Annotated in this window: 7 protein-coding genes; 1 reads left to right on the forward strand and 6 read right to left on the reverse strand. The window is 43.8% G+C overall.

What is annotated here, in order from left to right:
* The 6 genes from QWZ04_RS14935 to QWZ04_RS14960 form a co-directional block, all read right to left on the reverse strand.
* Positions 1-1,722, reverse strand: a complete 1,722-nt coding sequence (locus QWZ04_RS14935; protein WP_290329058.1) for an acetolactate synthase 3 large subunit — start codon at positions 1,720-1,722, stop codon at positions 1-3.
* Positions 1,723-2,147: 425 nt separating this feature from the next.
* Positions 2,148-3,956 (reverse strand): AMP-dependent synthetase/ligase, encoded by a 1,809-nt coding sequence (locus QWZ04_RS14940; RefSeq protein WP_290329059.1) that lies wholly within the window; start codon positions 3,954-3,956, stop codon positions 2,148-2,150.
* 178 nt (positions 3,957-4,134) lie between these two features.
* Positions 4,135-5,097, reverse strand: a complete 963-nt coding sequence (leuO, locus tag QWZ04_RS14945) for a transcriptional regulator LeuO (RefSeq protein WP_290329060.1) — start codon at positions 5,095-5,097, stop codon at positions 4,135-4,137.
* A gap of 482 nt (positions 5,098-5,579) precedes the next feature.
* Positions 5,580-8,684: an efflux RND transporter permease subunit gene (locus tag QWZ04_RS14950; RefSeq protein ID WP_290329061.1), complete on the reverse strand. Its 3,105-nt coding sequence runs from the start codon at positions 8,682-8,684 to the stop codon at positions 5,580-5,582.
* Positions 8,681-9,997, reverse strand: coding sequence for an efflux RND transporter periplasmic adaptor subunit (locus QWZ04_RS14955; protein WP_290329062.1), 1,317 nt, complete (start codon positions 9,995-9,997; stop codon positions 8,681-8,683). The genes QWZ04_RS14950 and QWZ04_RS14955 overlap by 4 nt, the downstream gene beginning before the upstream one ends.
* Complete coding sequence (locus tag QWZ04_RS14960; RefSeq protein WP_290329063.1) at positions 9,987-10,664, reverse strand: TetR/AcrR family transcriptional regulator; 678 nt, start codon at positions 10,662-10,664, stop codon at positions 9,987-9,989. The genes QWZ04_RS14955 and QWZ04_RS14960 overlap by 11 nt, the downstream gene beginning before the upstream one ends.
* A gap of 409 nt (positions 10,665-11,073) precedes the next feature.
* On the opposite strand from QWZ04_RS14960, the gene leuA reads away from it, so the two are divergent.
* On the forward strand, positions 11,074-12,627 hold the full coding sequence (gene leuA / locus QWZ04_RS14965) for a 2-isopropylmalate synthase (protein WP_290329064.1): 1,554 nt from the start codon (positions 11,074-11,076) through the stop codon (positions 12,625-12,627).
* Positions 12,628-12,681 lie beyond the last annotated feature (54 nt).

Consider the following 12,681-nt stretch of genomic DNA (forward strand, 5'->3'; position numbering starts at 1 on the left):
TTAGGTTCTCTCCGTTTTACTTAGCCACATGTTGTTCATCGCTTCGCCTTTGATTTGCATAGGATAAACATGTTCGGTTTCATCTACATTGATATCAACAAACACCAAACGATCTTTCATATCGAGTGCTTTTTTCAGCCCCGACTCCAGTTCACTTGGATCTGAAATTCGGATACCAACGTGGCCGTAGGCTTCTGCGATTGCAGCAAAATCTGGTACGGAGTCCATGTAAGAGTTTGAATGGCGACCCTGATAAATAATATCTTGCCACTGCTTTACCATTCCTAGGAAGCGGTTGTTTAGGTTGATGATTTTCACCGGGATGTCGTATTGCAGCGCTGTTGATAATTCTTGAATATTCATTTGAATACTGCCGTCACCAGTAACACAAATAACCACTTCATCAGGGTGGGTAAACTTCACACCCATTGCGGCAGGTAAACCAAAGCCCATGGTGCCAAGCCCACCGGAGTTAATCCAACGGCGAGGTTTATCGAACGGGTAGTACAGGGCAGCAAACATTTGGTGCTGACCCACATCAGAGGCAACAAACGCATCGCCTTTTGTTAGCTTGTATACGGTTTCAATAACTTGTTGCGGCTTAATGCGCTCACTGTTTGTTTCATAGCTCAAGCACTTACGGTCACGCCATGTATTGATGTCTTGCCACCAAGCTCCAATGGCGGCTTCATCGTTATTGCCACCTTGCTCCAGCAATATTTTAAGCATGGTATCGAGTACCGTATCAGCCGAACCGACAATCGGTAGATCAACCGGTACGGTTTTCGATATAGACGATGGATCGATATCTATATGCATTATTTTCGCATTCGGGCAGTATTTGTCGAGATTATTGGTTGTGCGATCATCGAATCGAACACCGATGCCAAAAATAAGATCCGCATTGTGCATGGTCATATTGGCTTCATAGGTGCCATGCATGCCCAACATGCCTACTGCATTTTTGTGAGTACCAGGAAATGCACCCAAGCCCATTAGAGTACTCACCACTGGCAAATTTAAGCTTTCTGCCAGTTGTTTAATTTGTTTATCCGCACCGGAGATAATGGCACCACCACCGATATAAAGCACAGGCTTTTTGGCATCAAGCAGCGCTTTCAACGCTTTCTTAATTTGGCCTTTATGACCTGTGGTCGTTGGGTTATACGAACGCATCTTAATGCTTTCAGGATATTGGTACGGCAATTTGTTTAGTGGGCTCATGACGTCTTTAGGAACATCAATAACCACAGGGCCAGGGCGACCTGATGAGGCAATATAGAATGCTTTTTTAATGGTCTCAGGGATGTCTTCCGCTTTTTTAACTAGGAAGCTGTGCTTTACCACAGGACGAGAAACCCCAACCATGTCACACTCTTGGAATGCATCGTTGCCGATCATGTTATTCGGTACGTTACCTGAGAAAACCACCATCGGAATTGAATCCATATAGGCTGTTGCGATACCAGTAATCGTATTGGTTGCGCCAGGTCCTGAACAAACCAGCACCACACCCGGCTTGCCTGTTGCTCGAGCATAACCATCGGCCATGTGAGTCGCGGCTTGCTCATGCCTTACTAGAACGTGTTGGATGTGGTCAGTTTTTGCATGAAGGGCATCGTAGATATCCAGAACGGAACCGCCCGGATAGCCAAATATTTGGTTTACGCCTTCGTCGATCAGAGACTGCACTATCATCTCTGCGCCAGATAACATTTCCATATTCTTCTCCTTTTTCCGATCGCGTAGGCACTTTGATAAGAACCATAACGTCGGTTATACATAGTTAGGGCTTATTCGTAGCCTAAATCGAAATTAATCCACGTTTCTTGCTATGTACTCTTTGTTAATCATAACTAACAAAGAGGTAACAATTGGCACTGTAACGCCTCACTCGCAATATGTCTAATGCGGTACAGTGCACAGTTTTTGTAATGTTTGGCTAATTGTGAGAAATAGGGTCGGTTGTACATACCAAGACCAGAAAGATCGATACATAAACTTACTTATGGAATAAATTTTAGATTTATATATTGGGTGAGAGTGCGGTAACACAGCACTTGAGGTTGGGTGTTTTGACGCCACCAAATATAAAAGAGCCCGCTTTATATAAGCGGGCTCACTATTTATTGGTCAAACGCTCAAAATTACTTCTTTTTGTTCTTGTCTTCGTACATTTCATCAATCTCGTCTTGGTAACGCTCACTGATCACTTTACGACGTAATTTTTGAGTTGGCGTTAATTCACCTTTGTCAATTGAGAATTCTTTTGGCAAGAGCTTGAATTTCTTAACTTTTTCAAACTTTGCCAACTCGTGTTGAAGTTCATGTAAGCGTTTCTCAAACATCTCAACAACTTCGTTGTTCTTAATCAACTCCATACGATCATGGTATTTGATATTCAGCTCTTTCGCATATTCTTCTAACGTATCAAAACACGGTACAATCAGAGCCGACACAAACTTCCTCGTATCAGCAATCACGGCAATTTGCTCGATGTAATGGTCTTTACCGATAGCACCTTCAATCATTTGTGGAGCAATATATTTACCGCCGGATGTTTTCATCAACTCTTTGATGCGGTCTGTAATGAAGAGGTTACCTTGCTCATCAAAATGACCGGCATCACCGGTTTTTAAGAAGCCGTGCTCATCAAAGGTTTTTTCTGTCTCTTGAGGTAATTTGTAATAACCACGCATCACCATTGGCCCTTTAACGAGAATCTCATTGTTCTCGCCAATTTTTACTTGTGCCCCTGGCATCGATGTACCAATAGAATCTGGATTAAATGTTTTGTCCCCCCAGCACGATACCGTTGCTGTGGTTTCCGTCATGCCATAGCCCAGCTTCACATTAATACCGATAGCATGGAAGAAACGACCAATGGTCTCATCCAGCTTTGCGCCACCGCATGGCATAAAGCTAATACGACCGCCCAGTAAATCACGCAACTTCGCGAGTACCAGTTTGTCGGCCAATTTGTGGCTACGCGTTAGCAACCAAGAAGGTTTACGTTGTTCTTGATTACAGGCTGCCATTTTAGCGCCCATATTAACAGCCCAGGTGAAGACTAATTTACGAGCAAACGGAGCACGTGATACTTTTTCATGAATCGCTGAGAAAATTTTCTCATAAAATCGTGGGACAGCACTCATCACTGTAGGCTTTATTTCACCAAGAGCATCACGCACTTGCATTGTATCTTGTAGGTAACAGTTAGTAGCACCTTTATAAAGCACGTAGAACGTCCATGCTCGCTCAAATACGTGAGATAAAGGTAAGAAACACAAAGACACATCTTGGTTGCTCAGACCCAACCTTTCATCATGCCCTTCCAACTGAGAGCCGATGTTGTTGTAGTCCAGCATCACTCCTTTAGGTTGGCCTGTGGTACCCGATGTGTAGATCAGGGTAAGAATGTCTTCGCAGTTGGCTTCGTCAAGTCGTTGTTGAAACTCTTCACGGGATGCTGGTTGACCCGTGGCAACAAATTCATCCCAATGTAAGCTTGCACAATGTCCATGCAAATCAATCTCTGCCGACATCGCTACAATTAACTCAAGTTGTGGGCAGTCATCGAAAAAGGAAACGGCAGCATCGTGTTGCTCTTGTTCGCCAACAAACAGCACTTTCACATCAGCATTATCAAGAATATAAGCAGCCTGTGCGGGCGTATTTGTCGCATAAATTGGCACAGTCACGGCGCGAAGCTGAAGTGATGCAAAGTCTGCAATTGTCCATCGAGGCATGTTATTGGAAAAAATGCCGACTTTATCCTGCGCGTTAATTCCTTGAGCAAGTAACGCGAGCGACAGTGAATCCATTTGCTCGCCAAATTGTTGCCAGCTGATATCTTGCCAAACGTCAGCAACTTTATGACGAAGCGCTGTACGAGCTCCACCGCTGATAACTTGCTCACGAAGACACTTTACGATGTGAAAATCTAAATTTGACATACTCTATACCCTAGGCTTACACATGTAAGCTAACTGAGCGCACAAGTGTACATTTGACACCAAAAAAGGCAACTAAACAGAGGCTATTTTCGTGCACTTCAATTGTAAATACTCGTTAACTGCACAAAAAAAAGCACCGACGAAACACGTCGGTGCTTTTCTATTGTTGTTTTTATGATTAACGAGCTGCTGCGATGGTTTCGCCACAGATCATCATCAGTTGATCGCGCATCCAGATATGCGCTTTGTCTTTCTCACTTGATTCGTGCCAGCTTAGGTAACCAGAGATGAACTTGTTCTCTACTGGAAGATCCAAGATTTTCACGTTATCAAGGTTTGAAATGCTCTCTACCAACCAGCGTGGTGCGATGGTCACTAATTCTGACTGGCTCACTACATAAAGGATATTGCTTAGGCTTGAGCCTTGGTAAGCAGAGTGACACTCTAAATCACGGTATGCTTGCTCAGAAAAGCTACGCATGCCATTGATGCGAGACAACGTCGCATGGCTTTCTGCTTTCAACTCTTCAAGAGAAATATTTTCGCCAAGGCGTGGGTGGCTTGACGATGCAACCACCACCAATTCATCACTGAAAATTTCAGTGCTTGAATAACCTTGCTCTTCAAAGCGAGCGTAGTTGATGACAAAATCAACTTCTTGGTAACGCATTTTTTCGCTCAATAAGCTATCAACATCTGAGTCCATATGAAGCTTGATGCCAGGCGCTTGTTTCGAAATTGAATTCATGATGCTTGGTGCGAAACGCATATCACAAGGGCTGCAAACAACCAGTTTAAATAGACGTGATGAAGATTCAGGGCTAAAGATAGAACAAGGCAACTCGTTACGGATAAGCTGTAGAGCTTGACGCACAGGACCAAACAATTGACGAGCACGTTGCGTTGGTTGAATACCACGGCCGTGACGCATAAACAATTCATCATTAAACATACTTTTTAGACGCGCTACTGCATTACTTACTGCAGGTTGAGACATACCCAAATTGTGGGCAGCACGAGTGATGTTTTGCTCTTGCATTACTGCATCAAATACAGTCAATAGATTTAGATCCACACCGCGTAATGTCGATTCCATTCGATAGCCCGCAACGGCTTGGTTTGTTGCATTTTTGTTCGACATTGTGTTTGCCTCTATGTATTAATTCTTTGCTATTGAGATATGGCATTTGCCATGCTACCGAAAACTCTGCGCTCCGCTTGGAGCTATTTGTCACGCCTATGCTTTCGCTTTGCATATTAATATCCAGTAATACGTCCACCACCACAAGAGGTTTAATATTAAATTACTATTTTTTACTCTAGCTGCATAATTAACACTCAAAAACAATTAGTTACCCATACTATAAAAAAACATAAAACCAAAAACTTGACGTTCTTTGATATTGAATGAGGTCAAATTGATAGTTCTAGTAAATGTAACACTCTCCCCTCGATTGATTTGCTAGGCAAATTAGAGCGCACACTCACATTCCCTTGTCGTATATTCGCATTGAATTAAGCAATCGTTAACTTCACCGTGGGGTCAATGCCTTGTCTACAATTGATAAAATGGCAGCCGAGGCTGCCATAAAATATTAGTGATAAGCGGATAGCATCCTCAAGTTAATGGACCTCTTCATGCTTATGCACCACACCGAAATCAGCCAATATGGCGTAAGCTGCGGGTATCATAAATAGCACTAATAAGGTTGAAGCAAAGATGCCAAATACAATAGAAATAACCAAAGGCTGAATCACCTGGGCTTGTAAGCTCGTTTCGGTTAGTAATGGCAGTAAACCCGCAGCGGTAGTTAAGGAAGTCAGAAACACTGCTCTGAACCTTTCGCGGCTAGCCAGTACGACCGCATCATAGACGCTGTCACCTTCGTCAACATGATGTCGGATATATTGCACTAACAAAATGGAATCATTCACCACGATACCTGCAAGCGATACAAAACCCATGATGCTTGGCATACTCAGTGAGTGTCCGAGTAAGAAGTGCCCCCAAATTACGCCTATCAACGCAAGAGGGATAGCAAGCATAACGACAAAGGGTTCCAAGTAGCTTCTAAACTGGTAGCTCAGAATCACAAACACACCAAATAGACCTAATAAGAAACCACTTGCTATCGAGCTGCCCGTTTTCGCCGCGTCTTTGGCTTCCCCCTCAAAATCAAAACGCAACCCAGGGTACTTAGCCAACAACACGGGCACCTCATCTTTGACAAATTGATTCAAGATCTCTGTAGAGCTTGCTTTGCTGTTGTCTACATCGCCATACACGCTTATCGTTCTTAGGCCATCGATACGCTGGATTCGCACGTAGTTGCGTTGGAAATCGAGCGTAGCAATCGATCCTAGTGGTATCTGTGCGCCATCTGACTTAATAATAGGGAAGTTAGCTAACTGCTGTAAGTCACCCGCTTGCAACTTATCCAGTCGTACTTCAATTTTGATATTTTCAACGCCAACTTGAATTTCATCTGCGGTTTGACCAAAGAATGCCGAACGTAGCTGGCTTGCGATCATTTGACCATTTACGCCATAAGTCTCAGCTCCCGGCCTTAACTTCACCAACACTTCCTCTTTCCCCAAACGCATGTCATCAAGCACACCGGTAACACCATCAAACTGATTCAAGTACTGCTGAATATCCAATGACACGGCTTTGAGTTCTTCAAGATCATCATGTTTCGCTCGAATCTCTATTGCTCGACCGCCCGGCCCCATAACAGGTTGTTTGAACACCAGAGAGACAGGTTGTGCTAACTCGCCCACCTCTTCTCGCCATGCATCAACGAAATCGTCCATCACGGTATGTCTTGTTTCTGCGCCCAATAAATCTAAACGAACGGTCGCTAAGTGAGGGCCCGATTCATCGGCATCCGCATTGGCATTAAACTGGCTAGTAACGTGCTCAACCAGAGGTCTTCCCCCTTCAACACGCTCACTCCAATCCTTATTTACGCGCTCTGCAGCCTTAATAATATGATCAACCACCAGTTCGGTTTGACTCAACGACGCGCCGGGAGGCAAGATAATTCGAGCTTCTGCAATATCGCCGTCTAAATCTGGGAAAGGGACAAACTTCACAACACCACCAGCTACTAAGCCAACCGATGCCAGCAATGTCGCGATAACCCCCCCAAGAAAGGCATAGCGCCACTCGACCACAAAACCGACCATTTTTACTAATTTAGTATTGCGAAAGTGTTCGAATTTTTCTAATAAAACGCGCTTAAACTTCAGCGGTTTTCGCTCACCTTTTTCTTTGTGTAGCGAGTGAGATAAATGGGCAGGCAATATTAGGAATGCTTCGACCAAACTTAAACTCAGCACCAAAATCAATACTTGTGGCACCGCTTTTAATACCGCCCCCATTTCTCCTTCAAGAAACAGCAAACTGCCAAAGATACATACCGTGGTTAAAAATGATGACAGAACACCTGGGAAGACTTTCGAAACGCCTTTATAAACGGCGTCTTCTATCGACTCTCCCCTATCAAGGTGTGACGCTATCGACTCTGCAATCACGATGGCATCATCCATCATGATGCCTATTGCCATTAATAAGCCGACAAGGGACATGATATTGATAGACAGCCCAAGTTGCGCCATCAAAAACAAGCCTCCTAAAAATGCTACAGGCAAGCCTGCGGCAACCCAAAAGGAGTAGCGAAAGCTGAAGAATAGCCACATGGTCGCAAATACGAGTAAGATCCCCTGCCAGCCATTTTCAAGCATCATGGTTAAGCGGTCCCATAATACGGAGGAAAGATCATTCGTCATTTGTAGAGTCACACCGTCGGGCGCAATCAACCTCTGAGCTTCAACAAACTTGCTAACTTGATCTTTGATTCGCAACGCATCATCGGCTTTGTTTTTGCTGATTTTCAGCATCGCTGATGGCTGACCATCAAACAAAACTTTTTGCTCATCCAATTCAAAGCGATCGCTTATCGTTGCTATATCACCCAAACGGATCACACTGCCATTTGGCGCAGACCCGACAACAATATCCTTTAGTTCTTCAGGTTTTATACGACGCTCATCAAACCGAATTAAAAAGTTTTTGTCTGGCGTTTCGATATTGCCGCTTGGTAGCTTGATATTTTGCTTACCCACTTGAGTAGCAATATCGGCGACTGTTAACCCCAACTGTCTAATAGCGCTGCTATTGAGTTCAATTCTGTATTGATGATCGGAGAACCCACTCACCGTAACCAATGACACATCGTAATCTAACTTAAGCGTGCGCTTCAGATCTTCCGCATAAGCTTTTAATTCAGGCCATGTGGTATTGGCCGTGATAGCAACATCCACAACCGGTTCATTCCAGTCCAACTCTTTTACTACTGGTGATTCAATTTCATCTGGAAAATCATTAATGGAGTTAATTTGAGTTTGTACGTCCACCAGCATACGGCCAATGTCGGCTTTTTCACTCAACTTAAGTACTAATCGCGCAGAGCCTTCAATAGCTTCACAGCGGGTCTCTTCAATGTTAGCTAACCCATCAACGGCGTCTTCCATTCGCACACACAGGCTCTCTTCCACTTCCTGTGGTGATGCTCCTGGGTAAACAACCGCCGCCATAATATAAAGAGGACTAAATTCAGGGAACGTCTCTCGCTTTAGGTTTGGTAAAGAAGTCAGGCCCACAATCAATAACGCCAGCATCAACAAATTTGCGGCCGTTGGATGGCGAGAAAAGAAACGAATCATGATGGATTCTCCTCTTTGCTGTCATTTACTTCTCGCAATAGCATTCCGTTAATCGCTGGTAAGAGATCATTGAGGATCAATTTACTGCCCTGTTCCAGATCGCCATCAATGACAACTTGATTATCTCGACGGTACAGAACTCCAACCGCTTTAATCGTCAGCCTATTTTCACTATTCATCAGATAGATTTTGTCGCCGTGCAGCGCTCGTTCAGGCACGACCCAACTCGGGTTCTGCTGCCCTTGCATTGATGCTGTCACAAACATGCCATTAATCAAAGGTGGCGCTGTGTCTGGTTCAATTTTTTTGTAGTCCTGTTGGATCTCTAAAATCACCCCAACCGTGGCTTGATTAAAATCGACGGTTTCACTGATCCGGGCAACAGTTGCAGGCCACCTAACATTAAGGTTTCCACTGTTTAGCTCTATACTCGCGTTAATCGCTTCTACCTTAAGTGTTGGCAATCCATGTTCTTCGCCTTTAAACGTATCTAGGCTACCGATCAGTGTGCGCATATCATGCAACGACATTTGTGCTTCAACTTCCATCACATCTAATCCATGCCCGACCACCATCGTTTGCTGCATGTTCACCACTTGGTTTTGCTCAATATCAACTTCTGAAATTCGTAGATCTTCAGGCAGTGTGACTGACGTTTTTTCTAAAGATCTTTGGGCTTCTTGCACGCGAGCTTGATTCATTTTTACTTGAGCCGCCGCTACCTTTCTTTCATCAGGAAATAAGGTAAGTTGGTTTTTCATATCCAGAACCAGTTTTTGTTGAGATAGATAAGATTGATTCTGCTGATCAAGGTCTGACTGAGAGGCTAAGCCTTTTTTGCGTAAGTTTTGTTGTCTTTCAAGTTCATTTTTGCTGATCGCTAAACGGTTAGTCTCGATCTTTATCGTGCTTTCTAAATTGTTTTTTTCGAGATCAAGCTTAGAAAGTTGCACTAAGCTAGACGTTAAATCCGCTTGTGTTTGGGCGAGTTTCAGCTCGTAATCTAACGGGTCAATTCGCAAGATTTCTGTGCCTGCAGGTAACATGCGGCCTTTTTCTAAATGAGGATGACGATAAACGACCTTACCCGTCACTTCCGAGATCGCCTTCCATTCCAATTTAGGCTCAACTTTGCCAAACCCTATAGCAATGGGTGCCACCGCTTTTAGTTCTAGTGGCATCACTTCCACCAAGCGAGCTCGAGCTCCTGCAGGTTTTGTTGGAGGAGTAGGACGTAAATTCACCGCTAATACCAACAATAAAACGCCAACGGCAAAAACGGGAAAGAACAACAGTTTACGCTTAGAGGTCATGGGAGTGTCCTTGTAATTTAGAATATGGATCAAGCAGAAATCCGTGAGCGATGAATGAAAGGTTATGATCAAGTAATCGTTTTAGGTACGCTTCATCCAAAACAACGCCATGTAAATTGAGCATTTGCGGTGGTGCTATAAATGGGAACACCATTAAACTGACGTAGGTCATTCGACATAAGTCAGGATCGAGCTCAGGCCTTATCACGCCGTCTTGTTGCATTTTTTGGAACAGAATCTTTTGCGCAGGCAAGGTGACATCTTTAAAAACCTTCTCAACCAGTTTGCGTTGAATGCTACTCTCTTCCATCAACATCACCCGGCACAATAATCGTGGAAAGTCAGGGCTCTTTATCATCATGGCGTAATACGTTTTCATGATGCCAAGAAAGCCATCTTTATCGCTGCTATTTCTCGCATTGTTGGTCACCAACTGACTAACATGTTGCTTCATCGGTTCCATCGTTTCTCGAAGCATAGTCTCAAACAACCCATCTTTGCTGCCAAAGTAATAGCGAATCATGGCCATATTTACGCCGGCTTTTTCAGCAAGCATTCGAGTTGACACTTTTTCGTATGGCATAGAGCTGAACAACTCTCGTGCATGAAAAACTAGGCTGGCTCGAGCGTCTGTTTTTTCAAGCGGCCGCCCTGCTTTACGGACCATAATAATTCCTTTGAATTAATCAATTGAATAATTATAGTCGCTCTTTGTACAATCGATAGCTAAATAATTAATCACTATTTCATCAATTGAATAATTAATAATGGATGGTTTTTTGGATTAACTGATCCGATATGAAGAAAATACGCAACAAACTCTTGACGCGCTGCATGGAGTACGGTACTAATTTGTTAACTTAATTTGTGGAATGTTTAACAATGACATCTCGTTTTTCTATCCTGCTCAGCCTCCTCCTTATCGTGGACCAATCACGCGGGTAGGCAGTGGACGAAAAACACCACACAGTTTCAAGAAGCCCGCACTACGATGCGGGCTTTTTTATAACTTAAAAAGATAAAAAGTCGGTATCTGCGGAAAGTAACCGATTAACTTACAAGAAAAGGACAGCAACATGAGCGATCAAGTCATAATTTTCGATACAACATTGCGTGATGGTGAACAGGCACTATCTGCAAGTCTTACAGTAAAAGAAAAACTACAGATCGCTTACGCACTCGAACGTCTAGGTGTTGATGTGATTGAAGCTGGATTTCCAGTGTCATCCCCTGGCGACTTTGAATCCGTTCAGACCATCGCAAAAAACATCAAAAATAGCCGTGTTTGTGCTTTGTCGCGTGCTGTTGCGAAAGACATTGATGTGGCTGCTGAATCTTTGAAAGTGGCTGAAGCTTTCCGAATTCACACCTTCATTTCAACCTCGACTGTACACGTGCAAGACAAACTACGCCGTAGCTATGATGATGTGGTTGAAATGGGTGTCCAAGCGGTTAAACGTGCTCGTAATTATACTGACGATGTAGAGTTTTCTTGTGAAGATGCAGGCCGTACGCCGATTGATAATCTTTGCCGCATGGTTGAAGCCGCTATCAACGCAGGCGCAAGTACCGTAAACATACCAGATACCGTTGGCTACACCATCCCTGGTGAATTTGGCAGCATCATCGAAATGCTATTCAACCGTGTTCCAAACATAGACAAAGCCATTATTTCTGTACATTGTCATGATGACTTAGGTATGTCTGTTGCCAACTCTATTGCTGCGGTTCAAGCTGGCGCAAGACAAGTTGAAGGCACCATCAATGGTATTGGTGAGCGTGCAGGTAACTGTTCTCTAGAAGAAGTGGCCATGATCATCAAGACTCGTGAAGAATACCTTGGTGTTAATACAGGCCTAAAGCACGATGAAATTCACCGTACTAGTAAGCTTGTCAGCCAACTTTGCAACATGCCAATTCAAGACAACAAAGCCATTGTCGGTGCTAATGCATTCAGCCACTCTTCTGGCATTCACCAAGATGGCATGCTTAAGAACAAAAACACCTATGAAATCATGACTCCTGAGTCAATAGGCCTTAAAAACAAAGCGCTGAATTTGACCAGCCGCAGTGGCCGCGCCGCAGTGAAGAGCCACATGGATTCTATGGGCTATAAAGATGAAGAATATAACCTAGATACCTTATATGCAGATTTCTTGAAGTTGGCCGATCGTAATGGTCAGGTATTTGATTACGACCTAGAAGCCTTAATGCACTTCTCTAATTTACGTGCCGAAGACGATTTCTTTAAGCTGAATTACTTAAGCGTGCAATCTGGTAGTGTTATGTCTACCACCAGTGTCAAACTGCTGTGTGGCGACGAAGAAAAATGTGAAGCCGCAGTCGGTAACGGCCCTGTTGATGCGCTATACCAGTGTATTTACCGTGTAACTGGCTATGATATCGAGCTAGATAAATTTGACCTTACCGCTAAAGGCGAAGGCGAAGATGGCTTAGGCCAAGCCGATATCATTGCTAACTACAAAGGCCGTAAGTACCACGGTACGGGTGTTTCAACCGATATTGTAGAAGCATCAGGCGAAGCTCTATTGCACGTAATTAATAGCATTCATCGCTCGGATCAAATCGAAGAGATGAAACAAAATAAAGAAAAAATTAAAACGGTATAAGAGCGGGCTCTTGGCTGAAGACTGAAGGCTCTAGGCTCTAGGCTCTAGGCTCTA

The organism is Vibrio tapetis subsp. quintayensis, assembly GCF_030409945.1.
Lineage (GTDB): Bacteria > Pseudomonadota > Gammaproteobacteria > Enterobacterales > Vibrionaceae > Vibrio > Vibrio quintayensis.

Coding starts and splice junctions, on each gene's coding strand:
- QWZ04_RS14940 (WP_290329059.1), bottom strand. CDS start 3,956: ATGTCAAATTTAGATTTTCACATCGTAAAGTGTCTTCGTGAGCAAGTT.
- QWZ04_RS14955 (WP_290329062.1), bottom strand. CDS start 9,997: ATGACCTCTAAGCGTAAACTGTTGTTCTTTCCCGTTTTTGCCGTTGGC.
- leuA (WP_290329064.1), top strand. CDS start 11,074: ATGAGCGATCAAGTCATAATTTTCGATACAACATTGCGTGATGGTGAA.
- QWZ04_RS14960 (WP_290329063.1), bottom strand. CDS start 10,664: ATGGTCCGTAAAGCAGGGCGGCCGCTTGAAAAAACAGACGCTCGAGCC.
- leuO (WP_290329060.1), bottom strand. CDS start 5,097: ATGTCGAACAAAAATGCAACAAACCAAGCCGTTGCGGGCTATCGAATG.
- QWZ04_RS14935 (WP_290329058.1), bottom strand. CDS start 1,722: ATGGAAATGTTATCTGGCGCAGAGATGATAGTGCAGTCTCTGATCGAC.
- QWZ04_RS14950 (WP_290329061.1), bottom strand. CDS start 8,684: ATGATTCGTTTCTTTTCTCGCCATCCAACGGCCGCAAATTTGTTGATG.